Here is a 16,296-nt window from a genome sequence, read left to right on the forward strand (position 1 = left end):
TGGCCATCGGGGCTCGGTCAGAGCAAACTTCGGAGCCCATCCCGGTTAGGACGCGAGTTGCCTCGCGTCCCCGACCGATCCGAGCGTACGCTGCTAACGCACTCGGCGCCCACATCGGGAGGCGCCCCTTTCCCAGCGAATTTTGGATTTCTGTTCCTCTCGCTGCTCCAATCTTCTAAAAGCCGAAGTCTCTCTGCCGTGTTCGCGGTGCAGTAGTGCACCCCGTGCCGCAGGTATTTGCGTGCGCAGCTTTATAGTTCGATTTCGGAACGACTGGCGTTTTCTCTCTCCGGAGGGCGGTTCTTCTCCGGAGCTTGGGAGTTGGGTGATTTAGGCAACAAGGCTTAGTGTGTTGTAATCACTTCTATTCTGGTTTGGCCGGACAGCACTGATTCCGTGTCCCTCTGCCCTGCCCTCCTACAAGCTTTCACCAACGCGTCGCTTTGGTCCCGAGCTTGCGCCGGGCTCACGCGCCTCCGGGCGATTGGCACTCTGCGTCGGTTTCGCTTGGATGATCCTCGCGGCGGTGTGGCTGCTGCGCGGAGGATCACAAAATGGCAAAGTTCGACCCGGGCAGCACGACGTCAGCAGCACAGGCCGGGACAAGGCAGCTGGGAGCCTGGGGCCGCGGGGCTCTCTTTAGCTTTGCCACGGTAGGCATGCTTGCGATTGGCCACGCGAACGCGCAGCCTGCAGGCAGCGGAGGCCCGATTACGCTGGAGCGCTTCGGCTCCTTCCATGTGGGAGGGCGCCTGGTGGAACTCTCAGGCAGGCCGGTGCGGGAGTACCTTCCCACCGTCGGCAGCGCGCCGCTGAGGATCGACCCGAACGGCGTTCACATAGTCGGCGCGATGTACGCCCGCTTCATGGTCCCGGCTCCGCAGCGTGGTACCGCGCCGTTGATGCTCTGGCACGGTGCATATCTGACGGGTGTGACCTGGGAAACGACGCCGGACGGGCGCGAGGGGTGGGATGCCTTCTTCCTCCGCCGGGGCTGGGCGACCTACGTCACCGACGCGGTGGAGCGCGGGCGCAGCGGCGCCGCCATGGTTCCCGAAATCTACGCCCCTCCCCTGCATTTGCCGATGCAGAACCCTTGGGAGCGCTTCCGCATCGGTGATGGTCCCGGCTCGCAGGCCCGAGGCACGGTGCTGCCCGGCAACCAATTCCCCGCCGAGCCCGAGAACTACCTCTCCTTCATGCGCCAGGTGGTGCCCCGCTACCTCGACACCGACGAAGACGTGCTGGCCGCGTACGTGGCGCTGCTCGAGCGCGTCGGTCCGAGCGTCGTGATCGCCCATAGTCAGGGCGGTGCCTTCGCCTGGCAGGTCGCGCAGCGACGCCCTGACCTGTTCCGTGCCCTCGTGCTGGTGGAGCCGGCGGGAACGGGGGCGATCGCCGAAGCGGCAAGGCTGAAGGACGTGCCGCAATTGCTGGTCTATGGCGACTATGTGGATGCCGATCCACGCTGGTCCGTCATCCGTACCAGCGCCCGCCGCTTCGCTGCCGCGATCCGCGAGGCAGGCGGACGTATTGAGGATGTCGATCTGCCGTCGCGGGGCATTCACGGGAACAGCCACATGCTGATGATGGACCGAAACAGCGACGTGGTCGCCGGCCTCGTTCAGGATTGGCTCGCCACGCAGGGGCTCTGGCGATAGCGGCGGAGGTCATGCCACGCGCCCCATTCGCTGCTACGGCCGAACCAGACACCAGCACTACGCCATGCTGGCGAGGAACCTCCTCTACACCGGCGTGACCCGGGGCGAGAAGCTGGTCGTGCTCGTCGGCTACCGGCGCGCTCGCTATCGTGGTGAAGAATTGGAACACGCGACGTCGGTGGTCCAAGTTCAGTGAGTGAATGGAGGCTACTGCGAGCTGACGAGCCCCGTGCCATCTGCTGGGCAATGGCTCAGACCGGCCGATAGCGGAACGTCAGCTTTCGAGATGACAAGAGCGAGAAGTTGCCCTTCATCATTCGTCGGCTGAGGAGGACGGTCACTGAACAGACATATGCACCAGACCTGAACGCCTACGATGCTCGAGCACTACCTAGCCATTCCTAGGTTGATGGGGGACATGGAGTGATGTCCAGCATGCAGGCATCGGATGAACGCGGCGAGTACGGCGGCATCTCACTACCCAGTACTCTCCCGGAGGGCAGGGGCGCCCGGCCGGTTCGGCGGGGCGCTGGCTCACTTGGCATCGTAGCAGGCTCTATACGTCAGAGAAGGTCACGGTGGGGCAGATTGGCCCGGATCGCAGCGCACATGCAGGCCTCTCTGCCTCAACTGTTAGCAGGCTCAGTCGAGCCGCACGCCCACCTTCTGAATCAGTTCGCCGAGGCGCTGACGGTCTCGCCCGACAACTGCCCCGAATGCTGCTCGTCCGGAAAAACTGGGGAGACCACCCTGTGACAGGTAGGTTTGCGGCAGGTCGGTCCCCGTCATGGCGCCGCGCACTGCCTCCTCCAGCCTGTCCAGAATGGGCACCGGTGTAGCGGCAGGCGCGAAGAGTCCGACCCAGCCGACGGACTCGAACCCGGTCAGCCCGGCCTCGTCCATGGTGGGAACGTCCGGCAAGGAGGGGTGGCGCTGAAGGCTGCTGATGGCCAACACCTTCACCTGCCCTGCCTCATGCGCCCCACGAAAGAGGTTGTAGGTGTCGATCATCAACTGGATCCGGCCACCAATTAAGTCCTGCAAGGCTGGGGCGGAGCCGCGATAGGGAACATGGACAATCTCTAGCCCTTCCCGCTGTTTGATTGCCTCCAGGCAGAGATGCGGAGACCCGCCGTTTCCGCCCGTTCCCATGTTCAGCTCGTCCGGCTTAGCACGCGCCATCGCCAGCAGATCCCGCAGGCTGTTCACGCCGAGGTTGGGAGAGACGACCAGGACGAGCGGCGTGGAGATAAGTTGCGCGACTGGCGTCAGGTCCCGCTGCGTGTCGAAGGGCAGGTTCCGGTAGAGTGCATGATTAGCGGCCAGCGGCCCCGTGTTGCCGACCAGCAGCGTATAGCCATCCGCTGGAGCCTTGCACGCCGCATCGACAGCGAGGTTACCGTTCGCCCCTGGCCGGTTTTCCACCACGACCGGCTGACCGAGGCGTGGCTGAAGATGCGGTAGAAGCGGCCGCGCTGTCAGGTCGACGCCTCCCCCAGGCGGGAAGCCCACCAGCAACCGGATGGGCCGATTGGGATATTCCGACTGCGCGCGCACATCGGTCGCAACGAGAGGGAGCACCGTGGACGCCACGGTGGCAGCGAGGGCAGCGCGCCGGTTCATCATCGTTAACATATCCTCTCCCGGATATGGCCGGGTCCAGGCCTCAGGCCTCGTGATCCAGGGGACCGAGTGCATCGTGTCGGACCCAACTGCCACAATCCCCGGCCCACTCTTGCTTCCATGACGTTTTTCTTGCAACTCAATGACAGTCGCTCTCAGGCGACGAACCGGGGAGACGTCACGATGTTCCGCCGCGCCTTGCTGGCTGCCGTTCCCGCTGTCGCCCTCTGGTGGGCGGCACCCGCCAGCGCCCAAGGATCGCTGAACCTCTACTGTTCTGCCCAGGTCGAGTGGTGTCAGGCGGCGGCCAATGCCTTCCAGCGCGAGACGGGAATCCGGGTCTCCATGTCCCAGAAGGGCTCGGGCGAGGTCCTGGCGCAGATCCGGGCCGAGGCGCAGAACCCGCGCGGCGACGTTTGGTATGGCGGCACGGGCGATCCACACCTCCAGGCCGCCGAGGATAACCTTTCGGCCGAATATAGATCCCCCATGCTCGATCAGTTGCATGACTGGGCGCAGCGCCAGGCACGCGACAGCCGCTACCGCACCGTCGGCATCTACGCCGGTGCGCTCGGCTTCGGGTTCAACACGGAGCTTCTCGCCCGCCGCAACATCACCCCGCCTGCTTGCTGGCGCGACCTTCTGGAACCACGCTTCCGGAACGAGATTCAGATGGCCAACCCGCAGTCCAGCGGCACCGCCTATGTCATGATCGCAACGCTGGTGCAGCTGATGGGTGAAGACCCGGCCTTCGAGTACCTGCGCAACCTGCATCGCAACATCAACGCCTATCCGCGCTCCGGGACCGCGCCGATCAAGGCGGTGGCGCGGGGGGAGACGGGGGTCTCCATCTCCTTCGTCCATGACGCCGTGACGGAGCGGCTGGGCGGCTTCCCCGTAGCCAACGCGGTTCCCTGTGAGGGAACAGGGTACGAGATCGGCTCGATGTCCATCATCCGCGGCAGCCGGAACGAGCGGAACGCGCGCCGCTTCTATGACTGGGCGCTGACCCCAGCGGCGCAGGCGCTCGGCGCCGAGACGAAGCAGTTCCAGACCCCGTCCAACCGCAACGCCTCCGTGCCCGCCGAGGCGCCGCAGATGAGCCAGATCCGGCTCATCGAGTATGACTTCGCCCGCTACGGCACGAGTGCCGAGCGCCGGCGGCTGATCGAGCGCTGGGATCGCGAGGTGAACTCGCTGCCGCGCTGAGGGTGGGGCGATGCGCGCCGCGGGCCTCTGGGGCGGTGGAATCGGGCTGGCAGCGGCGCTGCTCCTGCCGTGGTATCTTCTGCAGGACGGGGTCGCCGCGACGCCGCTAACGGGCGGAACCTGGCTGAGCGACCCGGACTTCGCCCCGGCGATCGGGCAGGCGCTGTTCAACGGACGGTGGTGGCTTTGGCCGGCGGTTGGGGCCCCTGCTCTGGCCGTGATCGCCGCCCTGGTGCCCCTGCCGCGGCAGGCCCGGGCGATGGCCTTCCTCGTCGCGGGCGGCCTCGGCTTCACGCTCCTGCTCGCCCAGGGCTACGCGATCGGCGTGCAGGGCTGGACGGCGGGGTGGCTGAACGCCTTCGGCCCGATGGAGGACCGGCAGTACGGGATCGGCCTCGGCGGCGCCATCGTCGGCGCGTCCCTGGCGATCGTGCTGGCGGCAGGATTGGCGGGCCGCGGCGCCTTCCGGGGCGACGCCTTCACGGCGGGAGCGGCGGTGGTCGTCGCGCTCTCCATCGCCCTTTTCACGGCCCAACCGCTTGTCGCCCTGCTCGCGGATGCCTTTCGCGACGGGGGCGGCTTCGCGCCCGCTTCGGTGCTCTCGCGCCTCGCGGATGAGCGGCTCTGGTCGCTCGGCTGCCTCGCCGGCGCGCCGCGCTGCGGGGTGGTGTGGAACACGGTGGCGCTCGGACTGCTGACGGCCGCCGGCACCACCGCACTCGGCCTCGCCTTTGCCCTGCTGGTGGTGCGGGGGCGGCTGCGGCTGGCGACGCCGCTGCGCTGGCTGACGGTGCTGCCGATCGTGACCCCGCCCTTCATCCTCGGCCTCGGCCTGATCCTCATCTTCGGGCGATCGGGGCTCGTCTCGCAGGCGGCGGCATCGCTTTTCGGGCTGGAGCTGGGGCGCTGGATCTACGGGCTGCCCGGCGTGCTGCTGGCGCAGCTCTTCGCCTTCACGCCGATCGCTTTCCTCGTGCTCATCGGCGTTGTGGAGGGCCTATCTCCGACGCTGGAAGAGGCCTCCTCCACCCTGCGCGCCACGCCGCGTGACACCTTCCGCACCGTCACCCTGCCGCTGCTCCGGCCGGGGCTGGCCAATGCCTTCCTCCTCGGCTTCGTGGAGAGCATGGCGGATTTCGGCAACCCGATCGTGCTCGGCGGCCAGTTCGGCGTGCTATCCACCGAGATCTTCTTCGCGGTCGTCGGTGCCCAGGCCGATCCGGGCCGCGCCGCCACCCTCTCCCTCGTGCTGCTCATGCTCGCCCTCGGCGTCTTCGCGCTTCAGCGGCAGCTGACGGCGCGGAAGTCCTTCGTCTCGATCGGGGGCAAGGGGGATTCCGGCATCGCGCCGCCGCTGCCCGTCGGCGTGCGGCGGCTCCTGCTCGCCGTGGTGATCCCCTGGGCCGGGCTCACGGTCGTGCTCTACGGCCTCGCGATTTCCGGTGGCTTCGTGGAGGTCTGGGGGCGCGACTTCACGCCGACCCTGCGCCACATCGTCAAGGCCTTCGAGATTCAGGGCGGGCAGTTCACGGGCCTCGCCTGGAACAGCGTCATCACGACGGTCACGCTTGCTGCCATCGCCGCCCCGATCACGGCGGCGCTGGGCATCGTTTCGGCATGGCTGTTCAGCCGGACGCGCTTCGCGGGCCGGGGCGTGCTGGAGTTCGCAACGATGCTGTCCTTCGCCGTGCCGGGAACGGTGATCGGCGTCGCCTATGTCCACGCCTTCAACGTGCCACCGCTGGAACTGGCGGGAACGGGGGCGATCATTGTCGCCTGCTTCGTCTTCCGGAACCTGCCGGTCGGCCTCCGATCGGGCATGGCGGCGATGGCGCAGATCGACAAATCGCTGGACGAGGCGTCCTACACGCTCGGCGGCGGCGGGGGCGACGCCTTCCGTCGCGTGGTCCTGCCGCTGCTGCGGCCGGCCATCATCGCCGGCCTCATCTACGCCTTCGTGCGCGCTATGACGACGATCTCGGCGGTCATTTTCCTCGTCACGGCAGATGTGGAGCTGGCGACGGTCTTCATCGTCAATCGAGTGATCAACGGCGACTACGGGCTGGCGATCGCGACCGCCGTGGTGCTGATCGGCGTGATGGTTCTGGCGCTAGGCCTGATGCAGTTGCTGGTGGGGCGGCGCCGAATCGGGCGCCGAACCGCCGCGGCCGCGCCCGTGCCGATGGGAAGGGGAGCAGCGGCATGAGCCGTGCGGCAGAGGTCCGCTTCGAAAGGGTCTGGAAGCGCTTCGGCCCGGATGCGGCGGCGGTGCGCGACGTGTCCTTCACCATCTCAGCCGGCACGCTGTGCACCCTGCTCGGCCCCTCCGGATGTGGCAAGACGACGACGCTGCGGATGATCGCCGGGCTGGAATACCCAACCGAGGGGCGCGTGCTGATCGGCGGCCGGGACGTCTCCGCCCTGCCGCCGGCCGAGCGCGACGTCTCTATGGTGTTCCAGTCCTACGCGCTCTTCCCGCACCTGACGGTACTGGAGAATGTCTCCTACGGCCTCGTCATCTCTCGCCGCCCGAAGGCCGAAGCGCGCGCCGCGGCCGAAGCGGCCCTGGAGAGCGTCGGGCTCAAGGGGTACGGCGCGCGCCTGCCCTCCGAACTCTCCGGTGGGCAGCAGCAGCGTGTCGCGGTCGCGCGTGCCCTCGTGTTGGAACCCTCCGTTCTGCTCTTCGACGAGCCGCTGTCGAACCTGGACGCCCGCCTCCGCCGCCACATGCGGGAGGAGATCCGCGAGTTGCAGCAGCGCCTCGGCGTCACCGTGGTCTATGTCACGCATGATCAGGCGGAGGCGCTGGCAATCTCCGACAAGGTCATCGTGATGAACCAAGCGGTCATCGCGCAGGAAGGCACGCCGCGGGAACTGTACGAGGCACCCGCCACCTCCTTCGTCGCGGGCTTTGTCGGGGAGGCGAACCGGCTGCCCGCTATGCTGCGACGGCTGGATGCCCGGGACGGGGAGGTGACGTTGGGCGGGGCGCGGATCACCCTGCCGCACCGCGGCGCCGCGGACGGGCCGGTGGAGCTCGCTCTTCGTCCCGAGGCTGTTGCGGTCACAGCGGCTGATGATCCCGCCGCCATGCTGGGCGGAACGGTCGCAAAGGCCGCCTATCTCGGAGGAGTTATGGAGTACACTGTATCAACCGAAGCTGGAAACGTCTTCGTCATCTCGCCCGAGACAGACCGCGCGCGGGCAGTCGGAGCGTCGGTTGGATTGCGCTTCAGTCAGCGGGGTCTGGCGATCCTCTCTGTGTAACCATTGCGCCCGTCCGTACACATCTACTGACATCGCAGTCTCCCGACTGTTCATGGGCGACGCAGTCAAACGATCGCTTGGGCTGTCGGGCGGGCGCGTCGAAAAGTGTTGGCACCGACAACGCGGGAGCACCGCGGCCCCGAGACCTGCGAGGAGCATCTCGCGTCGAAAGATGGTCATGTGCGGGTACTCCTTCGCGATCGGGCGGAGAATGCGGAATGCCGCTCCAACCCAGAATTCGTTTCTGGTTAGGGGGCTCAAGCGGGACGGAATACCCCGGGAGGTGGCCGGGCGAGGCGGCGCGCGCTCCGCGATCGCGCCCGGTCGCGAGGACCATGAGGAGAGCGCATCCGGCCAGTCCGAGTAGGGCAACCGCGACAAGGGGGAGCGCGTCGCCCAGCACCGTCGCCGCGCCCGTGATAGCCGGGATACCCACCAGCATGCCGATGCCGCGAGCCGTCAGGAGAAGGCCATTCGCGCCGGAAGCCGCACGCGCTCCGAACAGGTCGACGACAACGGCAGAGGTGAGCGCCACGAAGCCGCCCTGGAAGACTCCGAAAAGGAGGGCGAAGGGAGCCAGCACCGGCAGCCCGCTCACGGCCCAGAGGAGGATCGAGAGGCTCATCCCGAGGCAGGACACCAGAGAGGCCGGCGGTCCGCCCGATCCGGTCCGCGACGACGCCGAGCAGGATGCGGCCGACCACGGACCCGATCCCAATCAGCCCGATGAGCGCGAGCGCCTCGTCCCGCGCTAGGCCGGCGCGTTCGGCGCCGGGGACGAGCGCGGAGAAGGGCAGGGCGGCCGACACGGAGAGGAGCAGTACGCCGAGGTAGAGGTGGGCGAAGGCGGCGCTCCGTCGAACCGTCGCGAGCGGCAGGCCCTCCGCTCCTGCTGCGCGGGATCCCCCGCGGCCGCCCAGCATCAGCGCGCCAGGAAAGCCGACGCCGCTCACGACGAGGCCGAGAAGGAGCAGTTGCAGTTCGCCCGCAGGCTCCAACGCCGCCGTCACGAACGAAATCGCCAGAGTACCCGCGCCGATGCCGCTCGCCGCGATGCCGCAGGCGAGACCCCGGCGCGCGGTGAAGCGGCACCCCACGGCAGCCATGGCCGGCGCGTAGGCGAGGCCGACACCGGTGCCGATGAGAAGGCCGAAGCTCAGGCAGAACTCGATGACGCTCGTGGCCTCACCCGAGAGCACGAGGCCCAGGCCGCAGAGGAGCATCCCGATGATCGCGGGCAGCCGCGGCCCAACCCGGTCCGCCATCGGCCCGGAGAGGGCCCGTGAGGAAGCCGCGGGCACCGGGGAGGGCGTAGACGACGCCGACTGAGGCCTCGGACGTGCCCGCAGCCCACGCCATGCCCGGAACGAGGGTCGCGAAAGCGTAGACGGTGCCCCAGCCCGCCAGGGAGACCAGGAAGGCGCCGGCCACCACGAGCCAAGGGGACATTCCGCGGTCCGCTGCAGCGGCATCGCCGGTGATCGTCGGGAAAGGAGGTATCGCCATGTGGTCGTCGCCGGCGCGTCCGATGCGACCGAAGCTGGACCCTTGTTGATCAAAGCAGAATTTGTGTCTTCTCGGGGTGAGCCAACCGGAGGGAATACCCCTGGACTCCCTGATCGCCTCCCGCCTCGCCCGCCGTCTCCGCCTTCGTGACCTCCACACCCTCCTCGTCGTGCTCGAGAGCGGCAGCATGGCGAAGGCCGCAGGACGTCTCGCGCTGACCCAGCCGGCGGTGTCGAAAGCCATGCAGGAGATGGAGAGCGAGCTCGGCGTGCCGCTGCTCGAGCGCGACGCCCGGGGGATCCGTCCCACGGTGTTCGGCGAGGCGATGGCCGAGCGGGCGCGGGCCATCATCGACGAGTTCGGCCAGGGCGCCCGGGACCTCGCCCATCTCGCCGATCCGAACGTGGGCGAGGTGAGGATCGGCACGACGGAGCCGATGACCTTCACGGTGGCGGAGGCCATCCGGCACCTCGCCCGCGACCGGCCGCGCATGACCTTCGACGTCGAGATCAGCGACACCGGGACGCTCCTCGCGGACCTCCGGGCGCGGCGGCTGGACGTGGTCGTGACGCGCTACGGTCTCGGTGCGGGCGATGCGGACCTCGACGCGGCCTGGCTGTTCCGGGTGCCGCTGGTGGCGGTCGCAGACCGGCGCAACCCGCTGCTGCGCCGCAAGGACCTGCGGCTCGCGGACGTGATGGAGGAGCCCTGGACGCTTTCGCCACCCGACACCTTCCTCGGCCGGCTCGTCGCGGCCGTCTTCGCCCGGGAGGGGCTGCCGCTGCCGCGGGCAGCCGTCACCTCGGTCTCGATCGCGATGCGGATGAGCCTCATCGCGGGTGGGTGCCACATCTCCATGCTGCCCCGCACGATGCTGCACCACCCAACGAATGCGCCCTGGCTCAGAACCCTCGACATCATCGCCGAGGACAGCGCCGGCGCGATCGCGGCGCTCACCCTGAAGGGTCGCTGGATGCCTGGACCGGTCCGGCTGTTCCTTGAGGCGATCCGCGAGGCCGCCCCGCTCACGCCCGGCGTGGACCCGGCGCCGCAGTAACGGGCCGGCGGCTCGCGGAGGCAGCCAAGCTACCCTCCACGATCACAGTTCCGACGTCCGCTGCTCGTTGATTTCCGCCGGAAGCGGACATGCCGCTTACGGCCAGCTCCAGACGTCAGGAGATCATCGCAGCCAACATCGGCTGCAGCCCCAGGCGCTCAAGCACCCGGGCGACCGTCGTATGCGTCCAAGCACCCCGTCCCGCAGGCGTCGGCACTCCTCGCTCGTTCAACGACCGCGCCAGCGCCGCCATTCCGCCGATGCCCTTAGCCCGAAGTCGCTCAATCTCTAGTGTCAGCCGGTGCGCCGCCCGCTCCACCTGCTCCCGCCGTGCCAACGCCGCCGAGCGGGCGCAAGGTGGTGCCGGCGGCCTCCACCCTCTGTCCCCGCCCAGCACCGCCCCGCGCGCCCTCGCTGCCGCCAGTGCCGCCCTGGTGCGCTCGGAGATGAGCTCCCGCTCCTTCTGGGCCATTGCCGCGTAGACCCGCATTATCAGGTCGTCCGCACTCGGCATGTCGGCGGCCCGAATCGAAAGCCCATCCTCAAGCAGGCCGGAGAGCGTGTGTGCCCGCCGGGTGATCCGATCGAGGCGAGCCGCCACGAGGACTGCCCCTAGTTGCCGGCAGCGGGTCAGGGCGGCCTGGAACCCTGGCCGGCGATCGTCCTTGCCAGAGGCGATGTCCTGATGCTCGGCCACCAGGATCCAGCCCTCGCGCCCGACGAACACGCGGACGCTGGCCTGCTGGGCCTCCAGTCCCAGCCCGGAGTGGCCCTGCTCGGCGGTGGAGACGCGGTAGAGGGCTACGGCGTACCGGGGTTGGGTGGAGGAGCGCCGGGCGGCCATCAACCCTGCCGCTCCTGCACGCGGTAGATGCTGTAGCTGCTCTTAGCCCCCTCCTTGCCCCGCCCGACCTGCCGGATGCGCTCCAGGACCTCCACCGCGTGGCCCTTCCTCTTCAGCCCAGCGAGGAAGCCGCAGACGGTGTGCTGGGCCCAGCCGGTCGCGGTCATCACGTCGGCGATGGTGGCGCCCTCAGGCCGGTGCAGGAGGGCTAGGACGGCCTGCTGCTTCGTGCCCTCGCGGGGGCGGCGTGAGGTGGCAGGGCCGCGGAGCGGGCGGGTAGCGGTGCGGCGGTTCAGGGTAGTGCGCAGGGCCTCTACCGCCGGCGGCAGATCGGGGCGATCCGGGCCGGCATCCCGGGCCATCAGCACTGCCTCGGCGGCCTCACGCAGGGACAGCGCCCTGTCGCCGGTGTGGGCTCCTCCTGGTCTGCCAGGATGGATGTGGCGGCGCCTTGCGGCCCATCCCCCTCCTGTGCCCCCTGTGGCGCCGCTGCGCCCTCGCGCTCGACTCCGATCGCGCGCAGCCCGGCCGCGGTGATCCGCACCGCCACCGGCGTGCCGTCCTCATCCTGGCGCCAGCCTAGGTCGCGGTGTTCGGCCGGCGCGGCGAGCTCCTCCAGTAGCCCGGCCTTGAGCAGGCTGCGCACGACAGCGTTGCGGGTGGCAGCGGGCGGGTGGTCAGGCGCTTTCGCGAGCCCCATCGGGTGCTGGCTCGCCTGGCTCAGCAGCAGGCTCTGCGTGTTGGAGAGGGGCATCGTCGGCTTCCGGATCCGGACCCGATCGGCCGGGTCCTACGACCCGAAGCCATGCCGCGAGAGGGGCGGGGCGGCAGCCTATGTCCGCGGCTGCGCATGACCTTTCGCTCTGCTCAGCGTGGAAGCCAAGCGGGATCAACCTCACTCAACCCCACTGCGACCAGCCGCCGTCGGCTGGTAGCGCGTTACAACGTCCGAACTGGCGCGGAGAGGCCGAATGCAATCCATCCTTTGGGCGACAGCCCTGTTACTAGCCACGCTGGCGACGACGGTTGCCTACACGGCGCAGCAGCTTCCATAGACATGCGGGCCCGGCGCCCTGACGCCCGGCGCCGGCCTCATCATTTTCTGAGATAGCAGGGCCCGCACAGCTCAGTCTTTAGTGGCTCAGCCAATGGAACGGCTTCAGCGCGGGCAATCTCCATGCCGGCGCGCCGTTAACGTCAGTGTCGCCGTGGCTTGAGTTCTGGTCCATAAAACAGTTCACTCGCAGTGCTTTAGGACGAGCCCCTGCGAGGACAATCTATGCCACAGAGCTATCGTTACACTTTAGGCGGCGACTATGATCCGACCAATAGCGCCGACATCATTCGTGGCGGCAGCCCGCTCACTTCCTTTCTCAATCCAACTGCCAACGTGGCAGTTGCTTCGGCTGCTCGGTTCGGCTTGTTTAACAGCCCGATTATGTATGCAACGAACAATGACGGGACTTATGCCACCATTTTTCAGTCCGACGGGACAACCAATTTAATCGTTGGACAAGTCGGGCTTCTTCTCGACTTCTCGGGCGGAACCGGAACGGCCGAGTTCTATGGCGGGATTTTCGGTGATCAACTGACAGGAGGGGTTGGGAACGACACCCTGACCGGCGAGCGCGGCGACGACATCCTAACCGGAGGTGACGGTGTCGATAGCCTGACCGGTGGAGATGGCGACGACGTGCTGGAGGGTGGCGCAGGCGGCGATGCCTTCGATGGCGGTGATGGTATCGATACGGTCAGCTACGAACACACGGGCCTTTCCGGCGTAAGGGTCTACCTTGATCCCGCTTCCGTAGGTTTTCTGGTAGGCGATGCCGCTGGCGATAGCTTTACCTCTATCGAGAATATCCGCGGGAGTTCTGGGGGTGATGTAATTGTCGGCGATGCCAACGCGAACGTTATCGAGGGCGGCGCTGGCGCGGATTACATTAACGGCGGGGGTGGGGGAGATACGGCCAGCTACGAGCATTCAAGCGCAGCTGTTACAGTCAACCTAACGACAGCAACTGGATCCGGCGGCGACGCGGAAGGCGACTTTAACTTCAACGCCATTGTAAATCTCCTCGGCAGTGCTCATGACGACAACCTGACCGGCAACAGCGAAGCCAACATCCTGAACGGCGGTGCCGGTAACGACACGCTCACTGGTGGTGCGGGCAACGATTTCTATTACGTGGACAGCGCGTCCGATCAGGTGATCGAAGGCGCCGGTGATGGCTACGACGTCGTCTTTGCCTCGGGCAGCTTTACGCTGGCGGCCGGGCAGGAAGTCGAGCAACTCCGGGTCCAGGCGGGCGCGGTCGGCGTCGCGCTGACGGGCAATGAACGGGCGAACGAGATCTACGGCGCGTCCGGGGATGATACGCTGAACGGAGGAGATGGCAGCGACGTCCTGATCGGCCGCGGCGGCACCGACGACCTGACCGGAGGGGCGGGGAACGACGTCTTCTACGTGGATACCGGCGACGCGGTACACGAGGCGGTGGGCGGCGGCTTCGACACGGTCTACGCCTCCGCGAGCTTCACGCTGGGTGCGGGCGAGGACGTCGAGGCGCTGCGCGTTCTGGCGGGCTCGGCGGGCTTGGCGCTGACCGGCAACGAGTTGGTCAACCGCATCTATGGCGATGCTGGCAATGACACGCTGAACGGCGGTGGTGGCGCGGACATCCTGACCGGCAATGCCGGTGCGGACGACCTGACCGGTGGAGCGGGAGACGATGTCTTCTATGTGGATGGACTGGATACGGTGCATGAAGCGGCCGGGGGCGGCTTCGACGTGGTCTATGCCTCCGCGAACTTCAACCTTGCCGCGGGTGAGGAGGTGGAGATGCTCCGGGCCGTCGCGGGCTCGGCGGGGCTGACGCTCACCGGCAACGATCTGGCCAACCAGATCTATGGCGCATCCGGAGCCGACATCCTGAGCGGCGGCGGTGGCGGTGACGTGCTCGCCGGCGGTCTGGGAGCTGATACGCTGAATGGCGGGGCTGGGGTCGACGTCCTGATCGGTGGGGCCGGGGCGGATACCTTCATGCTGAGCATCGTCGGTGCCGACAGGGACGTGGTCAGCGACTTCGTGAGCGGGACCGACCGGCTCTGGGTGACGGCGAATGGCGCTGGTGGCCTTCTGCCAGGTGTCCTCGCCGCGGAGCAGTTCGTGGCCAACGGGACGGGGTTGGCGGGTGATGCCGACGACCGCCTGATCTACAACACGGTGACCGGCCAGCTCTTCTTCGATGCGGACGGCACGGGCTCCGATGCGCGGATCCAGATCGCGACGTTGACGGGGGCACCGACCCTCGTCGCGAGCGACCTCTCGATCCTCGCGCTGGCCTAACCCGGTATCGCGCCTGCGGTTGCTGCAGGGCCGGTGCTACTCTTCGGAGCCGCGCCGGTCGGGTAAAGACTGGAGAGGCCCTAGCGGCTTGTGGAGGAGCCAAGCCCTGAAGACAGGGTGAAATCCGCTGAAAGTTGTGCAATCCTCGCTTTCGGAAGTCTTTCGGACTTCATTCACCGTAGCTCGCCGGAGGTACAGAGGATGCAGCCGGAAGGGCACTTTGCCCCTTGTAAGTTCGACGCTTTTTCTCTGGATCCTGCACGCGGCACGCTGCGGGGACCGGGGAATGCGGAGCATGTCCTGCGGCCGAAGGCGTTCGCGCTGCTCTGCCATCTGCTGGACCACCCGGGACGGCTGCTCCGGCGTGACGAGTTGCTGGACGCGCTCTGGCCCGACGTGATCGTCACCGACGACAGTCTGACCCAGTGTGTTAGCGACCTGCGAGCAGCTCTCGGTGATCGGGCGCCCTACGTACTGCGGACCCTGCCACGCCGCGGCTATGTGTTCACAGCCGAAGTGCAGCGAGAGTCCCCCACGCCCGCTGCGGCTTCAGTTGCCGCTTCGTCGTCTGCCAGCCACAACCTCGCTGCGCTCCGACGCGACACCGTGTTCGTCCATCCCGTCGAGAGCACGGATTCTGACCCGGAAGGGATACGCGTCGCGGCGGCGCTGACCGAGGAGTTGATCGCCGCCTTCGCTCGCTTCGGCGGCCTGCAGGTGATGGCCGCGACCGACGCGGGAAGGCCGATCGACTACCGGCTGCACGGCGCGCTTCGGGCCGCCGGGCCGCAATGGCATGCCACCGTCCGACTGGAGGATGCCCGCGGTGCTGCCCTCTGGGCCGAGCGGCTGGACTGGCCGGAGGACGGATCACATGGCGTGCCGGAGCCGGTCCTGCAGCTCCTGGGATCCCATGTCAGCCGGCAGATTGAGCTGGCGAGCCTGCGGCGTGCGGTCTCGAAGCCGATGGAGGAGCGCACGGCACGTGAGCTCTGCCTGATGGGCAAGGATCACCACCAGCGTGGAACCGAGGCCGAAACGCTCCTCGCCCGCGAGTTCTTCGACCGGGCCATTGCCGCCGACCCAAACTATGCGACGGCCCATGCTTGGCAGGCCTATACCGTGCACCGAGCGATCACCCATGGATGGGGAGCTCCGACGGGGCAGGCGGCACGCGACCTAGCCCTCTCCCTGGCTCGCCGGGCAGTCCAGCTGGAGCCGGATTCTCCCCTCTGCCTCAGCCGTCTCGCCTTCGCGCTGATGCTCCACCAGCGCTGGGAGGGGGCGGTCGAGACGGCGCGGGCTGCGCTGGCGAGCGGCCGGCCTGCCCACTCTGCCAGTCGCTCCACCTGCGCGGAGGTCCTCATGCATGCCGGCCACGCAGAAGAGGCCGAGGCGGTTATGCGCGAGGCGCTGCTGCTCGACCCGCTCTGCCCACCGCCGATGCGTGCCGTGCACGGACGGGCGCTGCTCCTGGCGGGCAAAGTCGAGGAGGCCCTGCCCGACCTTCGCTGGTGCGCCGTACGCCTGCCGGACTACGCGCCCTGTCTCCATTCCCTCGTCGTCGCGCTGGTCGAGGCGGGACGGCTGCAGGAGGCGAGAGAGACGATGCAGGACGTCGTAAGGTTGAGGCCAGATTGGGTACCATGTAATCACACGGGCCTCTGGTTCTTTCGTCGGGAAGAGGACCTTGCCCGCTTCAAGGTCGCTTTCGGGGTTGCCGGGCTACACAGTGCAGCCTAGGTCCGCTGCCGCTTCGGGCGGCGCTCCTCCAGGGGGT

At 67.7% G+C, this 16,296-nt stretch carries 12 protein-coding genes and 2 pseudogenes; 8 read left to right on the forward strand and 6 right to left on the reverse strand.

Features of this window, described 5'->3' with window-relative positions:
• Positions 1–554: 554 nt before the first annotated feature.
• Together ACP6CK_RS15505 and ACP6CK_RS15510 are read left to right on the forward strand one after the other, a co-directional pair.
• Positions 555–1,661: an alpha/beta fold hydrolase gene (locus ACP6CK_RS15505; protein ID WP_426954203.1), complete on the forward strand. Its 1,107-nt coding sequence runs from the start codon at positions 555–557 to the stop codon at positions 1,659–1,661.
• Positions 1,662–1,713: 52 nt separating this feature from the next.
• A pseudogene (locus ACP6CK_RS15510) lies at positions 1,714–1,861 on the forward strand (ATP-binding domain-containing protein); the annotation flags it as partial.
• Positions 1,862–2,303: 442 nt separating this feature from the next.
• Here the strand turns inward: ACP6CK_RS15510 and ACP6CK_RS15515 are convergent.
• Positions 2,304–3,287 carry a Bug family tripartite tricarboxylate transporter substrate binding protein gene (locus ACP6CK_RS15515; RefSeq protein ID WP_426954204.1) on the reverse strand — a complete coding sequence of 328 codons (984 nt, stop codon included), beginning with the start codon at positions 3,285–3,287 and terminating at the stop codon, positions 2,304–2,306.
• A gap of 180 nt (positions 3,288–3,467) precedes the next feature.
• Between ACP6CK_RS15515 and ACP6CK_RS15520 the strand changes: the two genes are divergently transcribed.
• The 3 genes from ACP6CK_RS15520 to ACP6CK_RS15530 are packed head-to-tail and all read left to right on the forward strand — an operon-like array spanning position 3,468 to position 7,760.
• A complete protein-coding gene (locus ACP6CK_RS15520) occupies positions 3,468–4,493 on the forward strand; it encodes an ABC transporter substrate-binding protein (RefSeq protein ID WP_426954205.1) in 1,026 nt (341 codons plus the stop codon).
• Between the two features lie 10 nt (positions 4,494–4,503).
• On the forward strand, positions 4,504–6,699 hold the full coding sequence (locus ACP6CK_RS15525; RefSeq protein ID WP_426954206.1) for an ABC transporter permease: 2,196 nt from the start codon (positions 4,504–4,506) through the stop codon (positions 6,697–6,699).
• Positions 6,696–7,760 (forward strand): ABC transporter ATP-binding protein, encoded by a 1,065-nt coding sequence (locus tag ACP6CK_RS15530; RefSeq protein WP_426954207.1) that lies wholly within the window; start codon positions 6,696–6,698, stop codon positions 7,758–7,760. Before ACP6CK_RS15525 ends, ACP6CK_RS15530 begins: the two co-directional genes overlap by 4 nt.
• Here the strand turns inward: ACP6CK_RS15530 and ACP6CK_RS15535 are convergent.
• Positions 7,726–8,400, reverse strand: a complete 675-nt coding sequence (locus ACP6CK_RS15535) for an MFS transporter (protein WP_426954208.1) — start codon at positions 8,398–8,400, stop codon at positions 7,726–7,728. The genes ACP6CK_RS15530 and ACP6CK_RS15535 overlap by 35 nt on opposite strands.
• A gap of 73 nt (positions 8,401–8,473) precedes the next feature.
• Positions 8,474–9,232: pseudogene (locus tag ACP6CK_RS15540) on the reverse strand (hypothetical protein); the annotation flags it as partial.
• A gap of 110 nt (positions 9,233–9,342) precedes the next feature.
• Here ACP6CK_RS15540 and ACP6CK_RS15545 point away from each other — a divergent pair.
• Positions 9,343–10,323 carry a LysR family transcriptional regulator gene (locus ACP6CK_RS15545; protein WP_426954209.1) on the forward strand — a complete coding sequence of 327 codons (981 nt, stop codon included), beginning with the start codon at positions 9,343–9,345 and terminating at the stop codon, positions 10,321–10,323.
• Between the two features lie 115 nt (positions 10,324–10,438).
• On the opposite strand, the gene ACP6CK_RS15550 is transcribed toward ACP6CK_RS15545, so the two are convergent.
• From ACP6CK_RS15550 to ACP6CK_RS15560, 3 genes are read right to left on the reverse strand one after another with little or no spacing between them, the layout of a single operon-like run.
• The gene (locus tag ACP6CK_RS15550) at positions 10,439–11,167 is read right to left on the reverse strand and encodes a recombinase family protein (protein ID WP_426954210.1); all 729 of its coding nucleotides are present in this window, start codon (positions 11,165–11,167) and stop codon (positions 10,439–10,441) included.
• Complete coding sequence (locus ACP6CK_RS15555; protein ID WP_426954211.1) at positions 11,167–11,529, reverse strand: DUF3489 domain-containing protein; 363 nt, start codon at positions 11,527–11,529, stop codon at positions 11,167–11,169. Before ACP6CK_RS15555 ends, ACP6CK_RS15550 begins: the two co-directional genes overlap by 1 nt.
• Positions 11,529–11,921, reverse strand: coding sequence for a hypothetical protein (locus tag ACP6CK_RS15560; protein WP_426954212.1), 393 nt, complete (start codon positions 11,919–11,921; stop codon positions 11,529–11,531). The genes ACP6CK_RS15555 and ACP6CK_RS15560 overlap by 1 nt, the downstream gene beginning before the upstream one ends.
• Positions 11,922–12,446: 525 nt before the next feature.
• On the opposite strand from ACP6CK_RS15560, the gene ACP6CK_RS15565 reads away from it, so the two are divergent.
• Both ACP6CK_RS15565 and ACP6CK_RS15570 read left to right on the forward strand, forming a co-directional pair.
• Positions 12,447–14,516 (forward strand): beta strand repeat-containing protein, encoded by a 2,070-nt coding sequence (locus ACP6CK_RS15565; protein ID WP_426954213.1) that lies wholly within the window; start codon positions 12,447–12,449, stop codon positions 14,514–14,516.
• A gap of 201 nt (positions 14,517–14,717) precedes the next feature.
• Positions 14,718–16,259, forward strand: a complete 1,542-nt coding sequence (locus ACP6CK_RS15570; protein ID WP_426954214.1) for a winged helix-turn-helix domain-containing protein — start codon at positions 14,718–14,720, stop codon at positions 16,257–16,259.
• The last annotated feature ends 37 nt before the right edge of the window (positions 16,260–16,296 follow it).

This window comes from Muricoccus radiodurans, assembly GCF_050154705.1.
In the GTDB taxonomy this organism is placed as follows: Bacteria; Pseudomonadota; Alphaproteobacteria; order Acetobacterales; family Acetobacteraceae; genus Roseomonas; species Roseomonas radiodurans.

Bases quoted from the DNA above. Each gene is read 5' to 3' on its own strand.
- ACP6CK_RS15505 (WP_426954203.1), top strand. From the start codon at position 555: ATGGCAAAGTTCGACCCGGGCAGCACGACGTCAGCAGCACAGGCCGGG.
- ACP6CK_RS15515 (WP_426954204.1), bottom strand. From the start codon at position 3,287: ATGATGAACCGGCGCGCTGCCCTCGCTGCCACCGTGGCGTCCACGGTG.
- ACP6CK_RS15520 (WP_426954205.1), top strand. From the start codon at position 3,468: ATGTTCCGCCGCGCCTTGCTGGCTGCCGTTCCCGCTGTCGCCCTCTGG.
- ACP6CK_RS15525 (WP_426954206.1), top strand. From the start codon at position 4,504: ATGCGCGCCGCGGGCCTCTGGGGCGGTGGAATCGGGCTGGCAGCGGCG.
- ACP6CK_RS15530 (WP_426954207.1), top strand. From the start codon at position 6,696: ATGAGCCGTGCGGCAGAGGTCCGCTTCGAAAGGGTCTGGAAGCGCTTC.
- ACP6CK_RS15550 (WP_426954210.1), bottom strand. From the start codon at position 11,167: ATGGCCGCCCGGCGCTCCTCCACCCAACCCCGGTACGCCGTAGCCCTC.
- ACP6CK_RS15555 (WP_426954211.1), bottom strand. From the start codon at position 11,529: ATGGCCCGGGATGCCGGCCCGGATCGCCCCGATCTGCCGCCGGCGGTA.
- ACP6CK_RS15560 (WP_426954212.1), bottom strand. From the start codon at position 11,921: ATGCCCCTCTCCAACACGCAGAGCCTGCTGCTGAGCCAGGCGAGCCAG.
- ACP6CK_RS15565 (WP_426954213.1), top strand. From the start codon at position 12,447: ATGCCACAGAGCTATCGTTACACTTTAGGCGGCGACTATGATCCGACC.
- ACP6CK_RS15570 (WP_426954214.1), top strand. From the start codon at position 14,718: ATGCAGCCGGAAGGGCACTTTGCCCCTTGTAAGTTCGACGCTTTTTCT.